The 25,166-nt window shown below is 67.0% G+C and carries 23 protein-coding genes, 1 tRNA gene and 1 pseudogene; 13 read left to right on the forward strand and 12 right to left on the reverse strand.

The genetic code is table 11. The features are described from left to right. The first annotated feature begins 10 nt into the window (after positions 1-10). From ACW176_RS02535 to ACW176_RS02545, 3 genes are read left to right on the forward strand one after another with little or no spacing between them, the layout of a single operon-like run. Positions 11-1,714: an ArnT family glycosyltransferase gene (locus ACW176_RS02535; RefSeq protein WP_492110767.1), complete on the forward strand. Its 1,704-nt coding sequence runs from the start codon at positions 11-13 to the stop codon at positions 1,712-1,714. Next, positions 1,711-2,610, forward strand: coding sequence for a hydroxymethylglutaryl-CoA lyase (locus ACW176_RS02540; protein ID WP_492110768.1), 900 nt, complete (start codon positions 1,711-1,713; stop codon positions 2,608-2,610). Before ACW176_RS02535 ends, ACW176_RS02540 begins: the two co-directional genes overlap by 4 nt. Next, the gene (locus tag ACW176_RS02545) at positions 2,607-2,975 is read left to right on the forward strand and encodes a hypothetical protein (protein ID WP_492110769.1); all 369 of its coding nucleotides are present in this window, start codon (positions 2,607-2,609) and stop codon (positions 2,973-2,975) included. Before ACW176_RS02540 ends, ACW176_RS02545 begins: the two co-directional genes overlap by 4 nt. Positions 2,976-3,102: 127 nt before the next feature. On the opposite strand, the gene ACW176_RS02550 is transcribed toward ACW176_RS02545, so the two are convergent. From ACW176_RS02550 to cysS, 7 genes are read right to left on the reverse strand one after another with little or no spacing between them, the layout of a single operon-like run. Beyond that, complete coding sequence (locus tag ACW176_RS02550) at positions 3,103-4,029, reverse strand: glycosyltransferase family 2 protein (RefSeq protein ID WP_419318780.1); 927 nt, start codon at positions 4,027-4,029, stop codon at positions 3,103-3,105. After that, positions 4,029-6,011, reverse strand: coding sequence for a threonine--tRNA ligase (thrS, locus tag ACW176_RS02555; RefSeq protein ID WP_492110770.1), 1,983 nt, complete (start codon positions 6,009-6,011; stop codon positions 4,029-4,031). The genes ACW176_RS02550 and thrS overlap by 1 nt, the downstream gene beginning before the upstream one ends. Then, the gene (yidD, locus tag ACW176_RS02560; RefSeq protein ID WP_492110771.1) at positions 6,008-6,262 is read right to left on the reverse strand and encodes a membrane protein insertion efficiency factor YidD; all 255 of its coding nucleotides are present in this window, start codon (positions 6,260-6,262) and stop codon (positions 6,008-6,010) included. Before yidD ends, thrS begins: the two co-directional genes overlap by 4 nt. Positions 6,263-6,314: 52 nt before the next feature. Beyond that, positions 6,315-6,776, reverse strand: coding sequence for an iron-sulfur cluster assembly scaffold protein (locus ACW176_RS02565; protein ID WP_419318786.1), 462 nt, complete (start codon positions 6,774-6,776; stop codon positions 6,315-6,317). Next, complete coding sequence (locus ACW176_RS02570; protein WP_492110772.1) at positions 6,776-7,243, reverse strand: SRPBCC family protein; 468 nt, start codon at positions 7,241-7,243, stop codon at positions 6,776-6,778. Before ACW176_RS02570 ends, ACW176_RS02565 begins: the two co-directional genes overlap by 1 nt. Before the next feature lie 40 nt (positions 7,244-7,283). Further along, positions 7,284-8,045, reverse strand: a complete 762-nt coding sequence (locus ACW176_RS02575; RefSeq protein WP_492110773.1) for a 3-oxoacyl-ACP reductase — start codon at positions 8,043-8,045, stop codon at positions 7,284-7,286. Positions 8,046-8,049: 4 nt separating this feature from the next. After that, on the reverse strand, positions 8,050-9,441 hold the full coding sequence (cysS, locus tag ACW176_RS02580; protein ID WP_492110774.1) for a cysteine--tRNA ligase: 1,392 nt from the start codon (positions 9,439-9,441) through the stop codon (positions 8,050-8,052). A gap of 194 nt (positions 9,442-9,635) precedes the next feature. Here cysS and folE point away from each other — a divergent pair, with 194 nt between their 5' ends. Beyond that, complete coding sequence (gene folE, locus ACW176_RS02585; protein WP_492110775.1) at positions 9,636-10,274, forward strand: GTP cyclohydrolase I FolE; 639 nt, start codon at positions 9,636-9,638, stop codon at positions 10,272-10,274. Positions 10,275-10,409: 135 nt separating this feature from the next. On the opposite strand, the gene ACW176_RS02590 is transcribed toward folE, so the two are convergent. Next, positions 10,410-11,294, reverse strand: coding sequence for a DUF817 domain-containing protein (locus ACW176_RS02590; protein WP_492110776.1), 885 nt, complete (start codon positions 11,292-11,294; stop codon positions 10,410-10,412). Positions 11,295-11,350: 56 nt separating this feature from the next. On the opposite strand from ACW176_RS02590, the pseudogene hisI reads away from it, so the two are divergent. Next, positions 11,351-11,768, forward strand: a pseudogene (hisI, locus tag ACW176_RS02595) (phosphoribosyl-AMP cyclohydrolase); the annotation flags it as partial. Further along, entirely contained in the window at positions 11,758-12,384 is a 627-nt protein-coding gene (locus ACW176_RS02600) for a LysE family translocator (RefSeq protein ID WP_492110777.1), read from the forward strand. The pseudogene hisI and the gene ACW176_RS02600, both read left to right, overlap by 11 nt. Before the next feature lie 3 nt (positions 12,385-12,387). Here ACW176_RS02600 and ACW176_RS02605 read toward each other — a convergent pair whose 3' ends face one another. Then, positions 12,388-14,094, reverse strand: a complete 1,707-nt coding sequence (locus ACW176_RS02605) for an alkaline phosphatase D family protein (protein ID WP_492110778.1) — start codon at positions 14,092-14,094, stop codon at positions 12,388-12,390. A gap of 77 nt (positions 14,095-14,171) precedes the next feature. On the opposite strand from ACW176_RS02605, the gene ACW176_RS02610 reads away from it, so the two are divergent. Continuing rightward, positions 14,172-14,480, forward strand: coding sequence for a ferritin family protein (locus tag ACW176_RS02610; protein WP_419318806.1), 309 nt, complete (start codon positions 14,172-14,174; stop codon positions 14,478-14,480). Between the two features lie 54 nt (positions 14,481-14,534). Here the strand turns inward: ACW176_RS02610 and ACW176_RS02615 are convergent, their stop codons facing one another. Further along, entirely contained in the window at positions 14,535-16,883 is a 2,349-nt protein-coding gene (locus tag ACW176_RS02615; protein WP_492110779.1) for a TonB-dependent receptor, read from the reverse strand. 136 nt (positions 16,884-17,019) lie between these two features. Between ACW176_RS02615 and ACW176_RS02620 the strand changes: the two genes are divergently transcribed. From ACW176_RS02620 to ACW176_RS02645, 6 genes are all read left to right on the forward strand, one after another. After that, positions 17,020-18,003, forward strand: a complete 984-nt coding sequence (locus ACW176_RS02620; protein WP_492111864.1) for an RluA family pseudouridine synthase — start codon at positions 17,020-17,022, stop codon at positions 18,001-18,003. Between the two features lie 94 nt (positions 18,004-18,097). Beyond that, positions 18,098-18,799 (forward strand): hypothetical protein, encoded by a 702-nt coding sequence (locus ACW176_RS02625; protein WP_492110780.1) that lies wholly within the window; start codon positions 18,098-18,100, stop codon positions 18,797-18,799. 113 nt (positions 18,800-18,912) lie between these two features. Continuing rightward, complete coding sequence (locus tag ACW176_RS02630; protein WP_492110781.1) at positions 18,913-19,758, forward strand: MBL fold metallo-hydrolase; 846 nt, start codon at positions 18,913-18,915, stop codon at positions 19,756-19,758. A gap of 8 nt (positions 19,759-19,766) precedes the next feature. Then, positions 19,767-19,946, forward strand: coding sequence for a hypothetical protein (locus ACW176_RS02635; RefSeq protein ID WP_492110782.1), 180 nt, complete (start codon positions 19,767-19,769; stop codon positions 19,944-19,946). 106 nt (positions 19,947-20,052) lie between these two features. After that, positions 20,053-20,142 (forward strand) — tRNA-Ser (locus ACW176_RS02640). 147 nt (positions 20,143-20,289) lie between these two features. Next, on the forward strand, positions 20,290-21,573 hold the full coding sequence (locus ACW176_RS02645; RefSeq protein WP_492110783.1) for a tyrosine-type recombinase/integrase: 1,284 nt from the start codon (positions 20,290-20,292) through the stop codon (positions 21,571-21,573). Between the two features lie 287 nt (positions 21,574-21,860). On the opposite strand, the gene ACW176_RS02650 is transcribed toward ACW176_RS02645, so the two are convergent. Both ACW176_RS02650 and ACW176_RS02655 read right to left on the reverse strand, forming a co-directional pair. Beyond that, positions 21,861-23,495, reverse strand: a complete 1,635-nt coding sequence (locus tag ACW176_RS02650) for a rod shape-determining protein (RefSeq protein WP_492110784.1) — start codon at positions 23,493-23,495, stop codon at positions 21,861-21,863. A 14-nt stretch (positions 23,496-23,509) separates the two neighbouring features. After that, positions 23,510-24,928 carry a hypothetical protein gene (locus tag ACW176_RS02655; protein WP_492110785.1) on the reverse strand — a complete coding sequence of 473 codons (1,419 nt, stop codon included), beginning with the start codon at positions 24,926-24,928 and terminating at the stop codon, positions 23,510-23,512. Between the last annotated feature and the right edge of the window lie 238 nt (positions 24,929-25,166).

The raw sequence follows: 25,166 nt of genomic DNA on the forward strand, positions 1-25,166 counted from the left end.
TCCATGCGCCATGACGCTTGAATCTCGCCTGGATGCCTGGAGCCGCGGTTGGCGCGGCCCGCTGCTTGCCGCCCTGCTGGCGTTTCTGGCCGGCCTGCCGGGCCTGCTGGCCATGCCGCCGCTGGACCGCGACGAGTCGCGCTTCGCCCAGGCCACCGCCCAGATGCTGGAAACCGACGACCTGGTGGTCATCAAGTTCCAGGACCAGCCGCGCTTCAAGAAGCCTGTCGGCATCCACTGGCTGCAGGCGGCGACAGTGTCGCTGGTCTCGGCGCCCGAGGATCGCGGCATCTGGGCCTATCGCATCCCGTCCCTGCTGGGCGCGATGCTGGCGGCGGCGGCCTGCGCCTGGGGGGCCGCGGCGCTGCTTGATCCGCGCACCGGCCTGCTGGCCGGAGCCATACTGGGCTCGTCCTTCCTGCTGTCCAGCGAAGCCTTCATCGCCAAGACCGACGCGGCCCTGTGCGGTTTCACGACCCTGGCCATGGCGGCCCTGGCCCGGATGTACGCCGACCACCTGGCGGGACGAACGCCCAGTAAATGGACCAAGCTGGCCTTCTGGGGCGGTCTGGCGATGGCGGCCCTGATCAAGGGGCCGGTGGGCCTGCTGACCGTGATCTTCGCGGCCCTGGCCCTGTGGGCCTGGGACCGCAAGGCGCCGTGGCTGAAGACCCTGGGCTGGGGCTGGGGCCTGGTGCTGTTCGCCGCCGTGGTGCTGCCCTGGGCGATGATGATCACCGTGGCCACCGACGGCGCCTTCTGGGGCGTGGCCATCGCCGGCGACCTGGCCCCCAAGATGGTCGGCGGTCAGGAAGGCCATTCGGGGCCGTTCGGCTATCACACCCTGCTGGCGCCGCTGCTGGTCTATCCCGCGACCCTGCTGTTGCCCGCCGCCCTGGTGCTGGCCTGGACCGGCCGCGGCGAGCCCGGCGTGCGCTTCGCCGTCTGCTGGCTGGTTCCGACCTGGCTGATGTTCGAGATCCTGCCGACCAAGCTGGCCCACTACACGCTGCCGGCCATGGGCGGCATGGCCATGCTGCTCGCTGCCGCCGTGCGGGCGCCGCTGGGCGATCTGGTCCGGCGGATCGGGGCGGGCCTGACCCTGTTCGTTTCGCTGCTGCTGGCCGCCGTGGCGGTGTACGGCATGAAGGCGTTCGGCCAGGGCGCCGACATCGTCTGGACCGTGCTGACCGTGCTGCTGCTGCTGGCCGCCGGCGTCCTGGGGGCGGTGCTGCTGCTGCGCCGGCAATCGGCGCGGGCCCTGGTGATCTCGTGCGGTCTTGGCGTTCTGGCCCATGCCTGCCTGGTCGGCGGGCTGCTGCCGCATCTGGAGCCGCTGTTCCTGTCTAGGGACATCGCCGACGCCCTCGACAGGGCCAAGCTGTCGCCCCGGTCCGGCGCGCCCGGCCCCGTGGCCGTGACCGGCTATTCCGAGCCCAGCCTGGTCTTCCTGCTGGGCACCGCCACCGAGCTGACTGACGGCGACCGCGCCGCACAGGCCATCGTCCAGGGCCGCCCGGCCGTGGTCGAGGCGCGCGAGGACGCCGTGTTCCGCAAGGCCCTGTCCGCCGCCGGCCTGACGCCCCGTCCGGTCGCGGTGATCAAGGGCCAGAACTATTCCGATGGCGACGACGAGCGCCTGACGATCTATCGCGGTGAGCCCCAGACGGACATCGAGACTGAAACTCAACCCGCTCCCGAGGATCGCCCATGAGCCGCTTCATCGAGATCGTCGAGGTCGGGCCCCGCGATGGCCTGCAGAACGAGAAGCTGTCGCTGTCGGTCGACGAGAAGCTCACCCTGATCCGCCAGCTGGAGGCCGCCGGCGCCCGGCGGATGGAGGTGGTGTCGTTCGTCAATCCCAATCGCGTGCCGCAGATGGCCGGCGCGGAAGAGATCATGGCGGCGCTGCCGGCCGACCTGAAGCATTCCCGCATCGGCCTGGTGCTGAACATGCGCGGCTGGGAGCGCTGCGTGGCGGCCCAGTGTGACGAGGCCAATGTCGTGGTCTGCGCCACCGACGGTTTCGGCACCCGCAACCAGGGCTCGACCACCCACCAGCAGATCGACGCGCTGGCGGGCATTGTCGAGCGTCAGGCCGTCGAGGGCGGTCCGCCGATCACCGCGACCCTGTCGGTAGCCTTTGGCTGTCCGTTCGATGGCGAGGTCTCGCAAGACCAGGTCGTGGCCATCGTCCGCGAGATCGCCCTGCTTGGAGTTCCCGAGATCGCCATCGCCGACACCATCGGAGTCGCCGATCCCTGGACCGTCCGCAAACGGATCGAGGCGGTGCGCGCCGCCGCGCCGCACGCTCGCCTGCGCATGCACTTCCACGACACCCGCAACACCGGCCTGGCCAACGCCTTCGCCAGCGTCGAGGCCGGGGTCGATGTGCTGGACGCCTCGGTCGGCGGCCTGGGCGGCTGTCCGTTCGCGCCGAACGCCACGGGCAATATCGGCACGGAGGATCTGGTCTACATGCTGGAACGGGCCGGTTTTGAGACCGGCTATGATCTTGGCGCGTTGATCGAGGTCGGGCGCGCGATCAGCGAGCGTCTGGGCAAGGCGCCGGCCTCTTCCCTGGCGCGCGCTGGAGGTTTCCCCGCATGATCCGCTTCGTCCTGATCGCCGGCGCCGCGCTAGCCCTGGCCGCCTGCGTCGCCACCCCGCCGGTCGAGGCGGCCGCGCGCTGCGATGTCACCGTCAAGTTCGGCAGCTATGGGATGGGCATTGATCACGCTCTGGCCGACAGCGTCGGCGCGGCGGTCAAGGCCGACCGCGACATCGCCCGCGTCGAGCGCAAGCCGTGGGGTCGTGAGGGGGAATACGACCTTTGCCTTCAAGCCAAGGCTGGCCGCGACGCCAAGGCCATCTACGAACGCTATCGCGCCATGCTGCCGGGCCGGGCCCTGAAGGCGCCGACCTCGATCGAGGGGCCGGAGGGTCTGAGGTACGAGACGATCGCGCCGATGTGACGCACAAAGCTTGTCATCTCGGGCGTAGCGCTTAAGCGCGAAGACCCGGGACCGCAGCATGCGCGACGCTTCCGGCGGTCCCGGCTCGGCGCGCTGCGCGCTTGGCCGGGATGACAGCTTCTATGGCCTAAATCGGCCGCCCGGTGATCTTCCACAGCAGCGGGCGGCAGACCGACATCAGCATGATGGCCGGGGCCAGGAACACGGCCAGGGCGTAGCGCTGCAGGGTGTCGGCGCGCTTGATGAAGTAGCGGCTAAGCCCCACGCCTTTGTGGAACTCGACCTTGACGGGGTGTTCCAGGCTGGTGTGCCCCAGATGCACGACCTGGGCCTTGGGCTGGAAGATCACCTGACCGCCGGCCTGGCGGGCGCGCCAGCACAGGTCGATGTCCTCGACGTGCAGGAAATAGCCCTCGTCGAAACCGTCCAGCGCCTCGAAATCGGACCGGCGCAGCGCGAAACAGGCGCCCGAAATGGTCGGCATGGGAACCGGCGAGCGCGGCAGAGGTTCGGTTTCCCGATGAATCTCGTAGCCCGACAATCCGGCATAGCGACGGGTCAGATGACCAAAGCTGAGCAGGGTCGTGATCGGCGTCACCTCGCCGCGACGGCCGCCGCGCTGCTCGGAGCCGTCGGTGTTCATCACCCGCGCGCCGACCACGGTCGGGGTGGGCTGGCCGCGGAAGGCCGTCACCAGCGCCGCGATGCAACCGGTCTGCATGTTGGCGTCGGGATTGATGAAGATGATGTATTCGCCCTTGGCCGTCGTGGCGCCCAGATTGGCGCCGCGCGCGAAGCCGACATTGCCGTGGCCCTGCTGGAGCACGACGCGCGGCTCGGTCAGGCCCAAGGCCCGCAGCATCTCGGCGTCACGCGGAGACGAGCCGTTGTCGACGATGACGAACTCGTCGACCAGCGGTTCGTCCAGCACGTGCTTGATGCTTTCGATCAGCGCGCCCCCCGTCCGGTACACGACCATCACCACCGAAATGTTCGGTCGCGCCGGGCGGGCCCCGGCGGCAAGGGTCGTGAAGGATGGGAGGATGCTGTTCATCAGGCGAGCGCTGCCTCCTGCACAGGCTTGGAAATGCCGCGCGCACGGGCCAGATCCGGCGGGGTCGCTTCGGCGGTCAGGACGCGCACGGCCTCGTCGAGCGACAGAATGTTCTGTCCCTCGCCGCCCAGGCGACGCAGGGCCACCTGCCCCGTCTCTGCTTCCTTGCGCCCCACCACCGCGATCACCGGAACCTTTGCGAGACTGTGCTCGCGAATCTTGTAGTTGATCTTTTCATTACGCAGATCGACCTCCGCGCGCATCCCCATTTTCGTCAACCTCTCGACGACCTGAAGCGCATATTCATCCGCGTCAGAAGTAATCGTCGTCACAACAACCTGCGTCGGCGCCAGCCAAAGCGGCAGATGGCCAGCGAAGTTTTCCAGCAGAATACCGATAAACCGTTCGAACGACCCCAGGATCGCCCTGTGAAGCATCACCGGGCGCTTTTTTGAACCGTCTTCCGAAACGTACTCTGCGTCCAGTCGTTCCGGCAAAACAAAGTCCAGCTGCAAAGTGCCGCACTGCCAGACGCGACCGATCGCGTCCTTTAGCGAGAACTCCAGCTTGGGGCCATAGAATGCGCCTTCGCCGGGCTGGTCAACCAGACGTTCGCCGGCGGCCTCGGCGGCCGTGGCCAAAGCGTGCTCGGCCTTGTCCCAAACCTCGTCGGAGCCCGCGCGAAGCTCCGGACGCGTCGAGAACTTCACGTCGTGAAGCTGCATGCCGAGGTCGTTATAGACGCTGCGCAACAGTTCGATGAACCTGGCGCTTTCCTCGGTGACCTGCTCTTCGCGGCAGAAGATGTGGGCGTCGTCCTGGGTGAAGGCCCGCACCCGCATGATGCCGTGCATGGCGCCCGAGGGCTCATAGCGGTGGCAGGCCCCGAACTCGGCCATGCGCAGCGGCAGTTCGCGATAGCTCTTCTGGCCGATATTGAAGATCTGGATATGGCCGGGGCAGTTCATCGGCTTGACGGCCAGGACCTCGCCCTCGGCGCTTTCACACATGAACATGGCGTGGCCGAACTTTTCGGCGTGGCCCGACTTTTCCCACAGGCTGCGATCCAGGATCTGGGGCGTCTTGACCTCTTGATAGCCCGCAGCGTCCAGGCGACGGCGCATATAGGCTTCCAGCGCCAGATACAGCGTCCAGCCCTTGGGGTGCCAGAAGATCATCCCCTTGCCCTCTTCCTGCAGGTGGAAGAGGTTCATGGTGCGACCCAGCTTGCGGTGATCGCGCTTCTCAGCTTCCTCGACCCGCAGCAGATAGGCGGCCAGATCGGCGTCGCTGGCCCATGAGGTGCCATAGATGCGCTGCAGCTGGGCGTTGTTCTGGTCGCCGCGCCAGTAGGCGCCGGCCAGCTTGGTCAGCTTGAAGGCCTTGCCCACCGCCTTGGTCGAGGGAAGGTGCGGCCCGCGGCACAGGTCCTTCCAGTTTTCGCCCTGGTGATAGACCGTGATCGTGTCGCTGGCCGGCAGGTCGCGGATGATCTGGGCCTTGTAGCTTTCGCCCAGGGCTTCGAAATCGGCGATGGCGGCGTCGCGGTCGACCTCTTCGCGGCGGATCTTCTCGTCGCGGTCGACGATCTGGCGCATCCGCTCTTCGATCTTCGGCAGATCATCCAGGCTGAACGGCTCGTCGCGGGCGAAGTCGTAATAGAAGCCGTCCTCGACGTTGGGGCCGATCGTCACCTGGGTGCCGGGGAACAGCTCCTGAACCGCCTGGGCCAGCACGTGGGCGGTGTCGTGGCGGATCACCTCCAGAACGTCGGGCGACTCGCGCGTGACGATCTCGATCCTGCGATCGCCGGTCAGCAGATCGGGCGTCAGCGGGCGATCAAGGTCCAGCAGCACGCCGTCCAGCTTGATAAGCAGCGCCTTCTTTTCCAGCGACTTGGAAATGGCGGCCGCCACGTCGCGACCGCTGGAGCCAGCGGGGTATTGACGGGAGGAACCGTCGGGGAAAACCAGGTCGATCATTCTTCACATGTCCACTTGCGTGGCTGGTCGCGCGGCGGAGGCGGGTCATACCCCGATCCTCCAAACGGATTGCATCGGCAAATCCGTCGCAACGCCAGCCAGGACCCCTTGGCGGGTCCGTGATCCTTAAGCGCCTGAGCCGCATACTCCGAACAACTCGGCATGAAACGGCACTGACGCCCAATGAGGGGCGAGAGCGTCAACTTGTAGACCCGGAGGCCGAGGTCGACGGTGCGGTCGTAAAAGGTCATGCCAGCGCGCAATTGTTTCGGAGGTGGTTATCGCACCCGCGAAAAGCCGCAATCAAGCGGCGCCGGCGCTGCTAGTTCGCGTTTCCGCCGCGGCTGTGGCCCGAGAGACAGCCTCCACCGCCGCCTCGAACGCCAGAAGCGTCGAGGCATGACGGGCGGGGTAGGCCTTTACAGGCTCAAGCACGGCAAGCTCCGAGAACCGGCCCGCAGGAGATGGGCCGTTGAGCTTGAGCATAGCGCGTAGGGAATCCCGCGCCAACACGATCTCGGAAAGATCCGCGCCGATGATGTTCGCGCCCAGGATCGCGGCAGACGCCTGGCCCAGGGCGCAGGCCGAAACCTCCTGGGCGAAGTCGCTGACCTTGCCGTCGGCCATCGTCACATCGACCGTGATACGGCTGCCGCACAGCTTGGCGGTCTTCTCGGACGACGCATCGGGCGTCGCCAGCCGCCCGGCGCGCGGGATGTTGGCGACCAGGGTCAGGATCTTGGCGCTGTAGAGCTCGTCGATCATCAGGCTGAAGTGGGGCTGTTCTGGCGCTGAGACCAGAGGGCCTCGGCATGATCGCGCAGGGCCTCGCCCATCTGGGTGTAGGCCGCCTTCAGCTTGCGGCGGTCATCCCGGCTGATCCAGCGCACCAGCATGCCCATGAACAGCTCACCATTCGAGAAAGTCGAGCTGCTGGGGCCCATGTTCTCGATCTCGATATAGCGGATCGCGGTGACGAAGCCGCCCAGGCGGGTCGAGCGCCAGTGAAGCTGCTCATAGGGCACCCAGTCCTGGACCACCGGCTGGATCACCCGCACCGGCTCGCCCGGCAGGGCCTGGTGCACGCTCAACGACGTGCCGATCTTCAGCTGGCCCTCAGCCCGGGGATGGACCGGGTTCCACTGCTCCCAGGTCGAGAAGTCCGATATCAGCTCCCAGACCAGTTCGGCCGGGGCCTGGATGCCAATGCGGTGTTCTACGGCGCGTTTCATGGCGGGCTTTTAACACTGGAAGCGCGCCGGGTTAAACCCGCTAGTCCCGCACCAGCCCGCCATCGACGACCAGGTTCTGGCCGGTGACCGCCCGGCTCCAGGGCGAGGCGAAGAACAGCACCGCGTCGGCGAACTCGGCCGGGGTGGTCACCCGGCGCAGCGGCGTGCTCTGGGCGATCAGGTCGAAGATGGCTTCCGGCGTCGCCGAACTGGCGTCAGTGGTGCGCAGCAGGCCGCCCGACAGCATGTTGACCGTGATCCCGCCGGGACCGAGATCGGCCGCCGCCGTGCGGGTCAGCGACAGCAGGGCGGCCTTGGCGGCGGTGTAGTCGTGGTAGGGCACGACCGGGTTCTGGAACAGGTTGGTGCCGATATTGATCACCCGGCCAAAGCCCGCGTTTTCCATGGCCGGCGCCGTGGCCTGGATCAGGTTCAGCGCGCCGCGCAGCGACACGTCCAGCTGGCCCTGGAAATCCTCCCACGGGATCGACTGGATGGTTTCACGGCCGTCGCCGTTGAAACTGAAGTCGCCCAGGGCGTTGTTGACCACCGTGGTCACGTGGCTGCCGAAATGCTCGGCGGCGTCATTGACCAGCCGGCGCGCCTCTTCGCGATCGCTGACGTCGGCCTGGATCGCCACCGCGCAATCGCCCAGCTCGGCCGCGAGGGCGAAGGCGGCAGCCTGGCTGCGGCGATAATTGATCACCACCGACGCGCCCTGGCCCGCAAAGGCCCGAGCGATGGCCGCGCCCAGTCCCCGGCCGGCGCCGGAGACCAGGACGATCTGTTCTTCCAGCTTCAAGCGATCAGTCCTTCATCCGCCAGGTCGCGCCGGCGGGGCCGTCCATGACCACCACGCCCAGAGCATCGAGCTCGGCGCGGATGGCGTCGGCGGCGGTCCAGTCCTTGGCGGCGCGGGCCTCGACGCGGCGCTTGAGCAGGTCCTCGACCTGGGCCTTCAGATCGTCAGAGGCGTCGCCCTCGAACCAGCTGTCAGGATCGGCCTGCAGGAAGCCCAGCAGGGCGCCGGCCTCGATCAGCCGGGCCTTGTTGGCGGCGATGGCGACGGTGTCACCCGCCGTCACGGCGCGCTCGATGGCGCTGGAAACCTCGAAGAAGCAGGCAATCGCCTGTGGCGTGTTGAGATCGTCCTCAAGCGCGGCGATCACCTCTTCGGGAGCCTCCATCGCCTGGTCCATCGGCACGTCCTTGGCGCGGCGCAGGGCGCCGTACAGGCGGTCCAGGGCCTTGCGCGACTGCTCCAGCAGCTCCGGCGTCCAGTCCAGCGGCTGACGATAGTGGGCCGACAGCAGCGCCCAGCGGATCACTTCGCCCGGCGTGGTCTTCAGCAGCTCGTGCGGAAGGATCACATTGCCCAGGCTCTTGGACATCTTCTCGCCGGACATATCCAGGAAGCCGTTGTGCATCCAGTAATTGGCCAGGACCGGCAGGTCATGGGCGCAGCGGCTCTGGGCCAGCTCGTTCTCGTGGTGCGGGAAGGCCAGGTCGATGCCGCCGCCATGGATGTCGATGGTCTGGCCCAGCGCCTTGTCGATCATGGCCGAGCATTCGATGTGCCAGCCCGGGCGGCCCGCACCGAACGGGCTGTCCCACACCGGCTCGTTTTCCTTAGACGGCTTCCACAGCACGAAGTCGGCGGGGTGGCGCTTGTAGGGCGCGACCTCGACCCGGGCCCCGGCGATCATGTCGTCCATGTTGCGGCCCGACAGCTGGCCATAGTCGGGGAAGGACTGGGTGTCGAACAGCACGTGGCCTTCGGCGGCATAGGCCTTGCCGGCTTCGACCAGCTTTTCGATCATCGCGACGATCTCGCCGATATGCTCGGTGGCCTTGGGCTCCAGGTCGGGGCGCAGGGCCAGCAGGCCGTCAGCATCGGCATGATAGGCGGCCAGATAGCGATCGGTGATCGTCTTGATCGGCACGCCCTCGTCGAAGGCCTTCTTGTTGATCTTGTCGTCGACGTCGGTGACGTTGCGGGCATAGACCACCGCGTCCGCGCCATAGATGTGGCGCAGCATCCGGTACAGCACGTCAAACACCACCACCGGCCGGAAGTTGCCGATATGGGCGTGATTGTAGACCGTGGGCCCGCAGACATACATCGTCACCCGGCTCGGATCGGCGGGAACGAAGGCGCGCTTTTCGCGCGTCAGGGTGTCGTGGAGCTTCAAGGTCATGGGAAACGCGTCTGCCTGACGTAGCGGGAGGGTGTTGCGGAGGGCCGGGAGGGTCCCATATAGCTACTGGACACGCCGACGACACGTCATCTTTTCGACGGGTCCGGCCGTAGCTGTGAAACGGGTGGCACGCGTCATTCCAGGACGAGAGGCGTCCTGGCGCAACTCAGCCCGTGGAAAGACCCTCTCAAATCATGGACGCCCTGACCAGCGCGCGAACCCTGACCGGCCAAGAAGACGCCGCTCTTGATCTTGAAACCGCCCAGCGCCCCACCCGCGACGAGGCCATGGCCGCCGTCCGGACCCTGCTGGCCTGGGCCGGCGACAATCCCGACCGCGAAGGCCTGCTCGACACGCCCCAGCGGGTAGTCGACGCCTATGGCGAATGGTTCGCTGGCTATGAAGGCGACCCGGCCAAGGAGCTGAGCCGCACCTTCGAGGACGTGCAGGGCTATGACGACATGGTCATGCTGCGTGGCATCGACGTGCAGAGCCACTGCGAACACCACATGGCCCCGTTCCTGGGCAAGGCCTGGGTGGCCTACATGCCGACCGGCAAGGTGGTCGGCCTCTCCAAGCTGGCCCGTCTGGTCGAGATCTTCGCCAAGCGTCTCCAGACCCAGGAGACCATGACCATGCAGGTGGCCGACGCCATCGAGGACCACCTCAGCGCCGCCGGCGTCGCCGTGCTGATCGACGCCGAACATCAGTGCATGAGCACCCGCGGCGTCCACCACCACGACGTCTCGACCATCACCACCCAGTTCCGCGGCGTGTTCAGGACCGACAAGGTCCTGCAGCAGCGGTTCATGGATCTGGTGGTGCGAAAGTAGTTTAGGCAAACCCTCCCCCAAGCGGGGGAGGTATCGGCGAAGCCGACGGAGGGGGAAGTGCTGGCCTAGGCATTGCGGTCTTCCCCCACCGGCCTTCGGCCGCCCCCCCCCCTTCAGGGGGAGGACCTAGCCGTCTCAAGCCGCCGCCTTGATCCCCTCGCGGATCTTCGCCACGCAGGCGTCCACGGGCCGGTGCACCAGCGAGACCAGCACGAAACTGATCAGCATCAGCAGGTACCAGGCGCCCATCTTCTCGATCCCGACCATCGTCCAGCCGTCCTTCTGGCTGGGATAGATCCACGCGCCCGCGGCCGTGCCGAGGTTCTCGGCGATCCAGATGAACAGCGACACCAGCAGCAGGCCCACGATCATCGGCATGCGGCGCGGCGTCTGGTCGGGGGTGAAGACAAACCAGCAGCGCCCAAACAGCACCGCCGACAGGGCAAACAGCCCGATACGGATATCGGGCCCGTGGTGGTGGCTGAAGAAGTTGAGATAGGCCAGGCCCGCCAGGATCCAGGTGCTCCAGAACGGCGGATAGCGGATGAAGGTGATGTCGAACAGTCGCCAGATCCGGGCGATATAGCTGCCGACGCAGGCGTACATGAAGCCGGTGAACAGCGGCACGCCGCCGATCCGCAGCAGGCTGGGCTCGGGATAGATCCACGAGCCGTGGGCGGTCTTGAAGATCTCCATGACCGTGCCGACCAGGTGGAAAATGAAGATCACCAGCGCCTCGTCCCAGCGCTCCAGCTTCAGAGCCAGCAGTGAGGCCTGGATGGCCAGCGAGGCGAGGACCAGGAAATCATAGCGGGCCAGGCCCGCGTCCCTGGGCCAGAACAGGAAGGTGCCCACCAGCAGGGCCAGCATCAGGCCGCCAAACAGGCAGGCCCAGGCCTGCTTGAGCCCGAACAGCAGGAACTCATAGGCATAACCATGCCAGCGCGACCGCCGGGCCCAGGGCCGGGCCAGAACGTCCAGCGCGGCGACCTGCGCCTTGATGCGATCCTTCAGGTTCATCGATTCTCCGTCGCGCGAGGCTAGCCCAGCGGGGCCTGTCGGCGCCATATGGGCGCATGACCGCGCCCCTCTTCCCACACGCCCATGACAAGCACGCCCTGGAGCGGGGCGACCAGCTGGCCCCGCGTTTCAACGCCGACGGCCTGGTGGTCGCCATCGCCCAGCACGCTGACACCGGCGAGATCCTGATGCTGGCCTGGATGAACGACGAAGCCTTGAAGCTGACCGTCGACACCGGGATCGCCCACTATTTCAGCCGCTCGCGCGGCGAGCTCTGGAAAAAGGGCGAGACCAGCGGCCAGCTGCAGATCGTCAGCGAGCTGCGGGTCGACTGCGACCAGGACGCGGTGCTGATCAAGGTGCGGCCGCAGGGCGATGGCGGCGCCTGCCACGTCGGCTTCCGCTCGTGCTTCTATCGGGTGATGGAAGACGGCCGGCTGGTCGAGCGGGAAGACTAGATCGCATGACCACGCTGCAGGCCCTGCTGGCTTTCAGCTTCGCCGCCTTTCTGCTGACCATCACCCCGGGTCTCGACACGGCGCTGGTCCTGCGCACTGCAGCGACCGAGGGACCGCGCCGGGCCTTCGCGGCGGCGGTCGGCATCGGGATCGGCTGCCTGGTCTGGGGCGTGGCGGCCGCCTGCGGGGCCGGGGCCCTGCTCACCGCGTCCGAGCACGCCTATACCGCGCTGAAATGGGCTGGCGCGGCCTATCTGGTCTGGGTCGGCGGCAAGATGCTGATGCGGCCACGCGACAGCTTTGAACCCGGCGCCATGGCCCTCACCGGCGGCGGCGGCCTCGCCGCCCTGCGCCGGGGCCTGCTGACCAACCTGCTCAATCCCAAGGTCGGGGTGTTCTACATCTCGTTCCTGCCGCAGTTCGTGCCGACCAGCGCCAATCCCGCCACCTTCGGCGTGCTGCTGGCGGGGCTGCACGTGGTCATGGGCCTGATCTGGGCCGGACTGCTGATCGCCGCCACCGCGCCCCTGGCGGGCCTGCTGCGCGAGGCCTCGGTGATCCGGGGACTGGACCGGATCACCGGCGGCGTCTTTATCGCCTTTGGCCTGCGTCTGGCGCTGGAACGGCGCTAGACCCTAGCCTTCGGCCAGGGCCTCGACGCCGCCGCCCTTTGTGGGCGTGACCACGAAGCGCTTGAGAACCCGGGTCGTGTAGGCCGGCTCGAAGATGGTCGAGACGGCGATCATCTCGCTGGTCGCCTTGCCATGCTCCAGGGTCAGCAGCACGAAGCCCTTGGCGCCCGGATCAGCGAACTTGACCTCGGTGTTGCGGGCCGCAAAGGCCTGGCCCAGCGGCACGCCGGGCAGGATGTCGCCATAGCCCGGCGAGGTGATCCCGGTGGCCCCGAACTCGACGGCCACCCGCTTGGCGCCCGCCTCATCGAACAGCTCATTGGCCCAGAACGAATGGCTATCGCCCGACAGCACGATCGGATGGGCCCCGGCGCTCTTGAACAGGTCGTACAGCCGCTCGCGATCGGCCGGATAGCCGTCCCAGGCGTCCAGATTGTAGGGCAGGCCCAGGGCCGACAGCGCCACGCCCTGCAGGATGCGACCCCGAACATATTCCGGCAGCTTGGCCAGCATGGGCTGGAACCGGTCGCCCAGCAGGGTCTGCAGGTTGGGGCCGGCGACGCGGGCCATGACCACCTGATTGCCCAGCACCTGCCAGGCGCTGCCGGCCTTGACCGAGGCCGCGACCTGCCCGGCCAGCCACTGGCCCTGGGCCTCGCCCACCAGGCGGCGGGCCGGATCCTTCCACTTGGCCGAGAAGGCCGCCACGTCGGGCTTGCCGCCCGCCATCGGCAGGTCGGCGGCGTAGTCCAGCTGCTCGGACCGGGCGGTCAGGCGCGTCTCGGTCATCAGCAGGGTGGCGACGTCGCCGAACTGGAACCCGCGCCAGCTGGCCTCGGGCAGGGTCCCGGCGGCCGGCTCGCGGATCGGCATCCACTCATAATAGGCCTTCAGGGCGGCGGCCTTGCGCGCGGCCCAGTCGCCTTCTCCCTTGTCGGGATCATGGTTCTGGGCGCCGCCCTGCCAGCTGTCATTGGCGGTCTCGTGGTCATCCCAGACCACGATCCACGGCGCGCGCGCATGGGCGGCCTGCAGATGGGGGTCGGACTTGTAGCGGGCGTGGCGGCGGCGATAGTCGTCCAGGGTGACGATCTCGTGCAGCGGGTCGGGCATCCGCTGGGCGGCGACCGGCGAGTTCATGCCGTAGTCGGCGGGCGCGCCGCCATACTCGTAGATATAGTCGCCCAGGTGCAGCACGGCGTCGACGCGCGGCAGCTTGGCGATGGCGTCGTAGGCGTTGAAATAGCCGTTCGAATAGAGCGAGCACGAGGCCACGGCCAGGACCACATCCTTGGTCGCCCCGACCGGCAGGGTGCGCGTGCGGCCGACCGGCGAGGTCACGCCATTAGCGACAAAGCGATACCAGTAGTCCGTGCCCGGCTTTAGGCCCTGGCCGTCCAGATCATGCTTGAGCGTCCAGTCGCGGCTGGCCCTGGCCTTCAGACCCTTGCGGGTCTGGAGCTGGGTCTTGAAGTCCGGGTCCGCCGCCACCTGCAGCTCAACCATGACATCACCGCCAGAAGGAGCCTTGAGCGTGACGCGGGTCCAGAGAACGACCCGGGTCTGGCCGGGATCGCCGCTGGCGACGCCGTGCTCGAACGCCACCGCGCCCGTGTGGAGGTTCAGCCCCTGCGCAGAAACACCGCTGCCAGCGCCTGCGGCGCCACCCAGGCCGAGAAAGGCGAGAGCCCTGCGACGATCGATCTTCATGGGATTTCTTTCCTGGGTCCACGGCGCCGCTTGGGCGTCTCGTGCGTTAGCGTCACAGCACAACAGGAAGATGACGCATGTCGAGTGAAGGCCTTCACATCCCCCGCGAAAAACTCAGCCGCAAGACCCTAAACCGCCACTACGCCATCACCTCGCTGATCGAGGAATTCGAGGCGGTGGACTGGTATCGTCAGCGCGCAGATGACTGTGACGACGTCGAGCTGAAGAAGATCCTGCTGCACAATGCGCGCGAGGAGCTGGAACACGCCGCCATGCTGATGGAATGGCTGCGGCGAGACGATCCCGAGACCGACGAACAGCTGCGCAAGTACCTGTTCAAGGACGGCTCGATCGCCGGCCATGAGGAAGAGGCGGTCGGGAAATAGGCGTCAGGAATTCCGCTCTGCCCGGCCAAGGCCAGGCAGAGCGGATATCATTGTCTAGCGCTTGATCGACAGCGCCACGCCCACAAAGCGCGGCTCGCCGGCGATGAAGGTGGGGATGCCGAAGGCGTCGCCGGTGTTGCCGGCGTCCTTGATATAGTCCTGCTCGAGCAGGTTGGTCGCGAACGCCTCGATCTTGATGGCGCTGTCCTTGCTGGGTTGATAGCCGATGCGCAGGTTCATCAGGCCGTAGGCCTTCTGCTTCTCATCCTGGATCACATCGCCCGTGGTCTGCAGCGCGGCCCGGTCGTTGGCATTGTCGAAGAAGACTTCCGACTGCCACGTATAGGTGGGGGTGATGGTGAAACGGCCCATCGGCGCGTCGAACGCCACATTGGCGCCCAGCGAGAAGCTGTCGTCCGGCGACAGACGGAAACGGTTGTCCTTGAACAGGCCGTTGCCGAAGCGGGCCTTGCTGTGCGCGTACGTGCCGAACACGGTGGCGTTGGCCGTGACCTGGAAGGTGGTCTGGCCCTCAAAGCCGGTGGCCGAGGCCTCGCCCGCATTGGTCGAAACGACCTGGCCAGACGGCAGACGGATCGAGGTCTGGAAGTTCTCGTAGTCATAGCGATAGACCGCGCCCTCCAGGGTCAGGCGACGATCCATGAGGGCGACCTTGGAGCCGATCTCGTAGGAGATGACTTCTTCGGCCGGGATCTCGGTGAACCGCGCCGCAGCGCCGGGAACGGTGTTGCCGCCCTGAACGACCTTGGGGCGACGGCCGGTGGCGACCGAGGCATACAGGTTGGCGTCAGGGGTGACGGCGTAGCGGCCGACGACCCGGTAGGTGATGCCGTTGTCGGTGAAGCTCTTGTACTGGGCCTGACCATTGGTGGTGGGTTGCACGAACAGGCCGCGCGGCGTGGTCGGCGTGCTGCCGCCCAGGACCGAGCCGCCATTGCCCAGGACGACGCCGTAGCCGCTTTCCTTGTCGTCATAGGTGTAGCGCAGGCCGGCGGCCAGTTCGAGCTTGTCGGTCGCCTTCCAGGTCACATCGCCATAGGCGTCATACGACTTGGTCTTGCCGTAGTTGGTGAAGGTTTCCAGGTGCTGGCTCTTGAGCGGCCCGAAGGCCGGGATCGCGTTGATGAACGCCAGACCGGCGACATTGGGACGCACAAAGCCCGGGATCGCGCTGGCGCGGGCGGCAAACACCCGCTCGTTGAACAGCAGCGGCACGCGCTGGCTGCCGTCTTCCCAGAAATAGCTGAGACCGCCGAAGGCCGTGATCGTGCCGCCGGCGTCGTAGTTCAGGCGCAGGTCCTGGCTGGCCGACTTGCCCTGGGCGTCTTCAGCGAAGGTGAACAGCGGCAGCGAGAAGCCGTCGGCGTCGAAGATCTCCTCGCCCGCAAAGCGGCGGAAGGCGGTCGTCGAGGCCAGCGAGAGGGCGTCATTGATCTTGTAGTTGGCCAGGCCGGTGACACTGAACACGTCGCGTTCGAGGCCCAGCTTCTGGTCGTTCTCGAAGCCCGCCACGGTGGCCAGGGCGGCCCCGGAATTGCGGCCCAGATCGCCCAGCACCGCGCCCGTGGTCGGGTCGGTCGGCAGGTAGGTCAGCGACTTGAACGAGGTGCCCGACGGGCTGTCGGACTGATAGTTGACCAGGAGGTCAGCGTCGAAACGCTCGGTCGGGCGCCAGTTCAGCGCCACGCGCACCGCCGTGGTCTGGGTGGAGTTGAAGTCCTGACCAACCAGCAGGTTCTTCACATAGCCGTCGCGGTGCTTGATGCGGCCAGCGACGCGGATCGACAGGGTGTCGGTGACCGGAGCGTTAAACATGCCCTCGGCCATCATGTAACCGAAGTTGCCGCCCTCGACCCGCGCCGAGGCGGCATAGCCCGGACGGGCCTTGGCCTGGATGATGTTGACCGCGCCGATCAGCGCGCCGCGACCATAGAGGGTCGATTGCGGGCCCTTGGCCACTTCGACGCGCTCCAGGTCAAACAGCTCGACATAGGAGCCGCGCGACTTCGAGATCGAGACGCCGTCCTGATAGACCGACACGCGCGGCTCGTTGGTGGCCTCGCCGGAGTCGGAGGTGATGCCGCGCATCACGAAGCCGGGGTTGTTGGGCGACTGGTTCTGGACCTCGAAGCCGGGAACGAACAGCGACAGCTCCTCGAACTCCTGAACGCCCAGCATCTCGAGCGTCGAGCCCGAATAGGCGGTCAGCGAGACCGGGACGTCCATGGCCTTCTGCTCGCGCTTCTGGGCGGTGACGACGACCTGCTCGACCTGAGCGGCGTCAGCCGGCGCATCGACGTCGGCGGCGATGGCCATGGAAGCGACGCTGAGCGCCAGAACACTGGTGGCGGACATCAGCAAGGTGGTGTGGATCGCGCGCATCGATTATCCCCTTCGACGGTAAGCTGGACTAAGTTCCCGGCGGATAGGCGCCGCTCGTGTCGGATGCGCGACGAGATTGCGACGGAGCGATGAAACACCCTTGAGCCCGCTGGACGACGATACAGACGACATCGAGATAGAGGCCCAGGCGCCACAAACCGAGGCCAGGCTTGAGGTTGCGCTCACGGCGGATGACGCTGGGGAACGCCTGGACAAGATTCTGGCGACGCGATTCGAGAGCCTGTCGCGCGCGCGCCTGCAGGCGCTGATCGCCGACGGCCGGCTCAGCCTGGAGGGCCGGGTGGTGACCGACGGCTCGCAAAAGGCCCGCCCTGGCCTGTATCAACTGCAGATCCCGGCCCCAATCGCCGCCGAACCCTCGCCCGAGGACATTCCGTTGAGCGTCCTCTACGAGGACGCCCACCTGATCGTCGTCGACAAGCCGGCCGGCATGGCCGCCCACCCGGCCCCCGGCAACTACACCGGCACCCTGGTCCACGCCCTGCTGCACCATTGCCGGGGCAGCCTGTCGGGCGTCGGCGGGGTCGCGCGGCCCGGCATTGTGCACCGCCTGGACAAGGAAACCTCCGGCGTCATGGTCGCGGCCAAGACCGACGCCGCTCACCAGGGCCTGTCGGCGCTGTTTTCCACCCACGACATCGATCGTCTCTATATCGCCCTGACCCGCGGCGCGCCCTATCCGGCCCACGGCACGATCCAGACCCAGCTGGGTCGCTCGCCACACGACCGCAAGAAGATGGCGATCCTCAAGAGCGGCGGCCGCGAGGCCATCACCCACTATCGCGTCGAGGAAGCCTTTGGCCCGGCCGACAAGCCGGTGGCGGCGCGCGTGGCCTGCCGGCTGGAGACCGGCCGCACCCACCAGATCCGCGTCCACCTGGCCAGCAAGGTCGCGCCCTGTCTTGGCGACCCGGTCTATGGCGGCGGCCCGCCTGCGGCCAGCGTGAAGGCCGTGATCGAAGAGATCGGTTTCCAGCGCCAAGCCCTGCACGCCGCCGTGCTGGGATTTGTCCATCCGATCACCGGCGAGACCCTGCGCTTCGAGACCGCCCTGCCCGCCGACATGGCGGCTCTCGAAGCGGGCCTCAAGGCGCTCTGAGACAACCGTCTCTTGCGGTCGCGTTACAAACCCGCCCTAATTCCGCTGACGGAGCGGCCTACAGCCTACACACCGCCGCTTTCCGGAAGGCTTCATGACCTCGATGCGACCCCTGCTCGTTCTGCTGGCCGGCCTTGCCCTAGCCGGACCCGCCCTGGCCCAGACGGTCGCCGGCGAGGACGAAGTCGTCTCGACCGCCGCCCACCGCCTCGACGCCAGAACAGCGGCAGAGGCCCAGAACGCACCCGCCGTCACCGCGCCCCCGCCCCGCATCCTGACCACCGACGAGCAGATCGCCGAGTTCCTGGCGACCTCCCCGGCGCTCGAAGGCCGCGACGGCCTGGTCGGGCTTGGACGGAGCGACGAAGAGACCGGGCGCAAGATCCACGGCTCGGCCGGCGTCACCGTGGGAACCGGCGGCTATCGCAGCGCCTATGTCTCGACCCTGATCCCGATCGGCGAAACCTCGACCCTGGGCCTGGCCTATTCCCAGACCGATCACGGCAACAACGCCGTCTTCCATCCCTATGGCGACTATGGCTATGGCGGCCATGACCGGGGCGGCTGGAACGGCGACAGCGTCGGCCTGGGCCGGCCAGGCTATTGGGGCCGCGGCGGAAAGCAGCAGTCTCTGGCCGTTTCCCTGGCCGTCGGCGGCGACCGCCGCAGCCCACCCGATGGCTGCGCTCCGGCGTTTCGCGCCGGAGATCGTTATGTAGAGCCGCTTTGGGCAACCGAGATGCGGGGTCAGATGCGGGGCCAGGCCAGTCCCTGCGCGCCCGACGGATCGCGCTGAGCCGTTCGCCCCGCCCAGGCCCGCCGAAACGATCTTCTTGCGAACGCCCGTCGTTCGCGGATGTTTAATAGCTTAGCGCCATGGTTGCCTATCGGGATCTATCAGGCGTTCGCATGCAGCCGGAAATCATCGCCCACCATCACCCCGCCACGGGTACGGTGACCTATCTTGTCGTAGATCCAGCCACATTGCTGTGCGCGATCGTCGATCCCGTTCTGGATTTCGATCCGGAGACGCAGGCCACCGACACCCGTTTCGTCGATGGGATCATCGCGGAAATCCGCGCCCGCGACATGGGTCCGACCTGGATCCTGGAAACCGGCCTGCACGCCACCCACCTGTCGGCGGCCGGCCATCTGAAATATGAAACCGGCGCCTCGATCTGTATCGGAGCCGGGGTGATCGACAGCCTCAAGCGCCTGGCTCCGGCCATGGGCGAGGACGGCGTCGACCTCGAAGGCTGGGACTTCGACAAATTGGCCCAGGACGGCGAAGTCATGCCGATGGGCGGGCTGGAAATCACCGCCCACACCGTCACCGGTCGCCTCCCCGGCGCCGTGGCCTATCAGATCGGCGACGTGGTCTTCACGGGCGACGCCCTGCTGGCCCCTGACCTGGGCTCGGGCCGCTGCGACCTGCCCGGCGCCGACGCCGAGGGTCTGTACGCCGCCGCCCGCCGCTTTCTCTCGCTGCCAGACGACACCCGCCTGCTGGCGGGCTGGGAAGACGCCGCCGGCCGGGCCGCAACCACCGTGGCCCAGCAGCGGGCCGACAATGTCCAGCTCCAGGACGGCATCGACATGGCCGCCTTCACGGCCCTGCGCGGCGCCGCCGACGCGGCCCTGGCGCCAGCGCCCTATCCCGCCCAGGCCCTGCGCGTGGCGATCCGCTCCGGCAAGCTGCCTCCAGAGGGCGAAGACGGCCGCCGCTTCCCGCCGACCGATATCAGTTCTTTCTAGAACCGAACTTGCGTCGGGCCTGGATCGCCAGCCAAACGGTTCGCGAAGGCGATGTTCCGCGCGAAGCCCGCCCGGCCCATGGCGGTCGTCAGACCCAGGTCTGGGACGCGTCCGTCACCGCTGAAGCGGCGGGCAAGACCATCGCGCTTTTCCGCTGCACCCAGATGGTTTTGCACCCCAGGGCGTGACCGCGAGAGAAAGCCTGCGACAGGGACTTGCGTTCCCGCGACGACACCGCTAGGTATCGCGCCCTCGACCTCGGGCCCTCTCAAAAAGGGCTCACAAACGGCGCCTGGAGAGGTGGCAGAGTGGTCGAATGTACCGCACTCGAAATGCGGCGTGCCTGGAAGGGCACCGTGGGTTCGAATCCCACCCTCTCCGCCACCACCCTATCCCAGTCAGTGCCAGAACGCCCCCGGGCGTCCCGCAAATCCCTGAACCGTAAGGGATAATCGCGAAAACGTGTTTCGACACGTCTCACGCGATCCAACACGCTCCGAGTCTTGTTTGTGGGACGAAGTGTGGGACAAAATGGCCCGACTTTGGGAACGCCTCACGGCGCTGCAGGTCAAAAGGACGACGCGACCGGGAATGCACCCGGACGGCGGCGGTCTCTACCTGATGGTCCAGAAGGGCGGCGGTAAGTCCTGGGTCTATCGCTACATGCTCCAGGGCCGCGCCCGCGAGATGGGGCTAGGCCCGGCCCATACGATCAGCTTGTCGGAAGCGCGCGCGATGGCGCGAGACGCCCGCCGCCTCAAGTTCGACGGCATCGACCCAATCGAGCAACGTCAACTGGCTCGCACACGCACCACGCTGGAGGCCGCCAAGGGCTTCACGTTCAAGCAGGCGTCGTCCGCATATATTCGCGCGAACAAGGCCGGCTGGCGCAACGAGAAGCACGCCCAGCAATGGGAGAGCACCCTGACGACCTACGCCGATCCGATCTTCGGAAGTCGCGGCGTATCGGACATCGACACCGGGCTGGTGCTGGCCGTCCTTGAGCCGATCTGGTCCACCAAGCCCGAGACCGCCAGCCGCGTGCGAGGGCGCGTCGAGGCGGTGCTCGATTGGGCGACCGCCAGAGGGCTGCGCGAAGGCGAGAACCCGGCGCGCTGGAAGGGGCACCTTGAAAAGCTGCTACCGGCGAAGTCGCGCGTCCATAAGGTCGAGCATCACGCCGCCCTGCCCTACGCCGAGCTGAGCGCCTTCATGGCTGCGCTGAAGGACCAACCCGGCGCCGGGGCGCGGGCTCTTGAGTTCACAATCCTCACAGCCGCCCGCACCGGAGAGGTCATCGGCGCCGAATGGAGTGAGATCGATTTAGCCGCCCGTGTCTGGACCATCCCCGCCGACCGAATGAAGGGGCGCAAGGAACACCGCGTTCCACTCACGGCGCCCTTGATAGAGATCCTTGAAGGGCGGAAGGCCGACTACGCCGCCGTGATCCGGCGCGTTCTCGAATCCAAAAGGCAGCCCATTCCAGACGATATACCACCCGTTGGCCCCCTCTTCTGGGGCACGCTGTTTGGCAAGAAGCTGAGCAACATGGCGATGCTGGCTGTGCTGAAGCGAATGAAGCGCGAAGACCTCACCGCCCATGGCTTTCGCAGCACCTTCCGCGATTGGGCCGCCGAGACCACCGAGTATCGAAGCGAGATTGTCGAGATGGCCCTCGCCCACACGATCGGGAACAAGGTCGAGGCCGCTTACCGGCGCGGCGATCTGCTCGAAAAGCGCAAGCTACTTATGGAAGACTGGGCTGCCGCTGCTGGCCGCGCGCAGCCAGCGGTGAAGCCTGCTCCAGACACATAGCCCCCTCTAGCTCACTCCGCCTGATCAAGGTTCAGCCGCCCTTCAGCATCTTGATGTCGCCAGCACCGATTATCTCGTGGAGCCGGCTCCTGCTGATCGCGAGCGCGTAAGGTGCCTGCCGGATACAATGAACTCTAAGCGCGCAACATCGAACGACCAGGAGCGCTAGGCTTACGCTGCGGCTAACCAGCTACGACCAGGGCGACCGCAGCTTGGGGACTTCTCTTGGAGAAGAACGCATCCACCCGAGAGGCCCCCCGGCAAGCCGGTCCGATCGTGACGGGCAGCTATGACTTGTAGGTCGCTTCGATCACGCGTCGGGGCGCACCGATCCCGAACGATTTAAGCGGCGTGACAACCCTGGCCAGCTCGTCCGGGTCAAGGCAGCCTCCGGCGACCACGGCCATCTGGTCGAACACGTCGATGAAGTCCTGGGGCCGCGCGTCCAACCACTCGGGCCGCGCGTCGACGACGCTCAGGCTCAAGCCCGCGCCGTCAACCATTAGCGTACCGTTGCAGGCAGCGCGCAACGCCGGCAGGCGCGAGCCGCCGCCGGTCAACACCACCCGACATCGTCCGTCCAGCTGTTGCAGGGCTTCAGGGCCCAATCGCGACAGCGACTCGGCCATGGTCTTCTTCAGGTCGGCGATGAAGGCCTTGACCTTGTCGTGCGCTTCAAGCTCGGCCTCCGTCACCTCGACCGACCCGTCGTCCGCCAGCAGCACGGGCGTTCCGGACTGGCCGATGGTCAGGAGTTCCAGCTTGATCTGGCGCACCTTCAAGAGCAGCTCGTTGTGCAGGATGGTGTGGGTCTGGGTGCCCGGCGCCGCCCCGGCCTTGGCGAGGATCAGGTCGATCAGGGCCTCGTCGATCTTGTCGCCGGCCTTGCGAAGTACCTTCATTGTTCCGGCGATCGGAGCCACGACGTTCCCGTCCCGACCAGGCTGGACAAAGAAGGCGCCGACATCCGAGGTGCCGGCCCCGACATCGACGACCAGCATCAGCGCCCGATTGCGGGTGCGGTCGATCGCGCTTTGGCTGGCGGCCAAGGCCTCGGCCAGGCCATCGCTGACTATGTCAGACGGCAGGTCGGTGAGCTCTTCGATCTTGCGGCAGGCCGCGTAAGCCTCGCCGACCGGGAGGCCTTCGCTCCAACGCCCCTGAAAGGTGTCGGCCAGCACCTGGGCTTCGGCCAAGAGCCGCTTCATCAAGGCGTCGACCACCGGTCCCTTTTGCTCCTGGCCGTCCTCCAGGCCCGGCAGGGTGTAGCGGCGCGGGGTGTAGCGCGAGCGGCCCTGAGCCTCGAGCGCCTGGCCCAGCAGGTCGGTCAGATAGGCCAGGTAGAGCAGCACCCCGTCGCGCAGGCTGAACGGCTGGGAGGTGGTGTTGATGGCGACAGGCACGGGCGCATAGGCGACCTTTTGGACCATCTCGCTGATATAGCGCTTGATGGAGTCGAGCCTGGGGCGGTTGGTCAGCAGGCTGCGGCTTACCGCCTGCGGCCCGAAAACGATCTTGCCGGCTTCAAAGAAGATCGACGAGGAGACCGGGTAGATCATGTCCGCCTCGCCGGCGATCCGGCCTAGGGGTAGTTCGACGAAGCCGTCGTGCGCGATCAGGTCGCCAAGGCCGGCCTTGGAGTAGGCGGTGCCAAAATCCAGACAGGCGATCAGATCCTCGACCGGTTCTTGGTCGCGCCAAGCCTCCGAGAGCGTGACCGCCACCGGGGTGATCGGTGCAGCCGCAGGCTCCACCGGCGGCGCATCGCCCCCGGCGCGCAGCAAAAGGCCGATCGCCGCGCGCAGGGCTTCAAATTCTCGGCGGGAAACCGTTCCGGGAAGGCTGTAGCGCAGGCCGTCCGCGCTCGGCTCGAGCCGGTCGCAAAGGCTCTCGATCAACTCCGCCGCCCGATCCGCTTCCACGCTCGTCTCCCCGACTAGACCGGCTCCGTGATCGCCAATTGCACGACTGCGACCGGGCCTTCGCCAATTTGGCGAATTACCGCAGGCTGTACAATACGAACCTTCGCGGTCCTGGCTCCCGAGACGGCCACGCGATGCAGGCTGGGATCGAACTCGACCACTTCGCCGGCCGCGCCCAGCAGCCTTAGACCGCGGGTCGCCGCCACCAGTCGCACCGATTGGATCACGTCATGGGCCAGTCGTCCCAGGCGGGCGTTGCCCGCGCCGTCCGGGGCGTCCTCGCCTCCCACGTAGCCGGCGTTGGCCGCCAGTTCGGCCGCGAGGGCGCGCACCGCAACCAGGCTACGGGCGATTGCTGGATCGGCCTTGCGCAGGGACGCCTCGGCGGCGTCTTCGGAAACTGGCGCGGGCCGCGCTGCGCCCGGGCCCGACCGCAACCAGCCGTGGACGTCGGCGGGAACGCCGGGCCGCTCATGCAGGATGCGGCGCGTGACGCTCAATGCGTCCTCGCGCCCCACGGACGCTTCGAGCACTCTGAACAGGCCGTCGTCGGGCGTCCCCCTAAGGGCGAGGGTCTCGACGGCTTCGGACAATCGGTCAAGCAGCCGGTCCAACTGCGGCTTGAGCTCGTCGGGCCAACGCGCCGGCGCGAACCAGGCCCGAACCAGCTTCACCGCGTCGTAGGACTCCGACTGGAAGCTTGCCGCGAGGCTGCCGCGCAGGAGCAGCGACAAGAACGCCAGGACGTCGCGCGCCGTGTCGATCCTTATCTTTCGGCTGTTGGTCGCGTCGACGCGGTGCGCCAGCCTGGCCACCAATTCGGCCAACCGAGCGGCCGCCTGTGGTCCCACCTCGACGCTCAGCGACATGGTCAGGCGCAAGCTGTTGAGGATTGAGCGAAGCTGCCGCGCGTCACGTTCGAATTCGCCCGACGGCCGGATTTCCTCCAAGATCGCCTCCAGCGCGCGCTGGATAGAACCGGTCTCCTGGACCAGGACCTCGGCGAAGGCGTCCCGAGCCTTAGGCGCCCCGTCATCCTCGGCCAGGAAGCGAGCGCTGTATCGCTCGGCCCAAGCGGGTCGAACCGCATCGATCACCCGGGCCACGAACAGGCGCTCGTCGGCGTCAGCCCATCCACCGGCCGGCGGCAGGGGCTCGGCTAAAACAGCACCCAGCGTTTTGACCAGTTGCGGCGAGATTGCCTTGACGCCGCGAACCATCCGACCGAGCGCGGCCACAGCGTCCAGCTGTTCGTCCCCTTGGGCCGCGGCCCCCAGCAGGCTTTCGATCCCGGCCTGAAGCCGCGGATCAGGTTCGCGCGCCTGGGGCACGTTCCAGGTGAACAGCAAGCGCAGGGCAGCCAATCGATCTCGAACGGTCTCACCATGGGCGAAACGCTCAAGCTCGCGATCGATGTCCTCGGATTTTTCCATGACAGCTAGATGCCTCGTCGGGACGATAAGGCCAAGCCTCCAAGTCGCATACCCGCCAAGGACTGTGTGATCGGCGCGCCCTAGTGCGCACGACGCACGAGCGCTTCAAGCGACCGGAGAAGACCGCAAAGTTTTGCTCCTGGACATGGAAGCCGAGGGCCTAACCGAAGCCGTCGATGTCCTTCGACCCCATGTTTCCTCGCTATAGCTACGGCTTGGTCGGGTCATTCCGCGCTGC

The organism is Caulobacter sp. FV1ye13L (assembly GCF_058681155.1).

What these genes read in the sequence shown, in the direction of transcription:
- ACW176_RS02535 (WP_492110767.1), top strand. Translation starts at nt 11, where the DNA reads ATGACGCTTGAATCTCGCCTGGATGCCTGGAGCCGCGGTTGGCGCGGC.
- ACW176_RS02540 (WP_492110768.1), top strand. Translation starts at nt 1,711, where the DNA reads ATGAGCCGCTTCATCGAGATCGTCGAGGTCGGGCCCCGCGATGGCCTG.
- ACW176_RS02545 (WP_492110769.1), top strand. Translation starts at nt 2,607, where the DNA reads ATGATCCGCTTCGTCCTGATCGCCGGCGCCGCGCTAGCCCTGGCCGCC.
- ACW176_RS02550 (WP_419318780.1), bottom strand. Translation starts at nt 4,029, where the DNA reads ATGAACAGCATCCTCCCATCCTTCACGACCCTTGCCGCCGGGGCCCGC.
- thrS (WP_492110770.1), bottom strand. Translation starts at nt 6,011, where the DNA reads ATGATCGACCTGGTTTTCCCCGACGGTTCCTCCCGTCAATACCCCGCT.
- yidD (WP_492110771.1), bottom strand. Translation starts at nt 6,262, where the DNA reads ATGACCTTTTACGACCGCACCGTCGACCTCGGCCTCCGGGTCTACAAG.
- ACW176_RS02565 (WP_419318786.1), bottom strand. Translation starts at nt 6,776, where the DNA reads ATGATCGACGAGCTCTACAGCGCCAAGATCCTGACCCTGGTCGCCAAC.
- ACW176_RS02570 (WP_492110772.1), bottom strand. Translation starts at nt 7,243, where the DNA reads ATGAAACGCGCCGTAGAACACCGCATTGGCATCCAGGCCCCGGCCGAA.
- cysS (WP_492110774.1), bottom strand. Translation starts at nt 9,441, where the DNA reads ATGACCTTGAAGCTCCACGACACCCTGACGCGCGAAAAGCGCGCCTTC.
- folE (WP_492110775.1), top strand. Translation starts at nt 9,636, where the DNA reads ATGGACGCCCTGACCAGCGCGCGAACCCTGACCGGCCAAGAAGACGCC.
- ACW176_RS02590 (WP_492110776.1), bottom strand. Translation starts at nt 11,294, where the DNA reads ATGAACCTGAAGGATCGCATCAAGGCGCAGGTCGCCGCGCTGGACGTT.
- ACW176_RS02600 (WP_492110777.1), top strand. Translation starts at nt 11,758, where the DNA reads ATGACCACGCTGCAGGCCCTGCTGGCTTTCAGCTTCGCCGCCTTTCTG.
- ACW176_RS02605 (WP_492110778.1), bottom strand. Translation starts at nt 14,094, where the DNA reads ATGAAGATCGATCGTCGCAGGGCTCTCGCCTTTCTCGGCCTGGGTGGC.
- ACW176_RS02610 (WP_419318806.1), top strand. Translation starts at nt 14,172, where the DNA reads ATGTCGAGTGAAGGCCTTCACATCCCCCGCGAAAAACTCAGCCGCAAG.
- ACW176_RS02615 (WP_492110779.1), bottom strand. Translation starts at nt 16,883, where the DNA reads ATGCGCGCGATCCACACCACCTTGCTGATGTCCGCCACCAGTGTTCTG.
- ACW176_RS02625 (WP_492110780.1), top strand. Translation starts at nt 18,098, where the DNA reads ATGACCTCGATGCGACCCCTGCTCGTTCTGCTGGCCGGCCTTGCCCTA.
- ACW176_RS02630 (WP_492110781.1), top strand. Translation starts at nt 18,913, where the DNA reads ATGCAGCCGGAAATCATCGCCCACCATCACCCCGCCACGGGTACGGTG.
- ACW176_RS02645 (WP_492110783.1), top strand. Translation starts at nt 20,290, where the DNA reads ATGGCCCGACTTTGGGAACGCCTCACGGCGCTGCAGGTCAAAAGGACG.
- ACW176_RS02655 (WP_492110785.1), bottom strand. Translation starts at nt 24,928, where the DNA reads ATGGAAAAATCCGAGGACATCGATCGCGAGCTTGAGCGTTTCGCCCAT.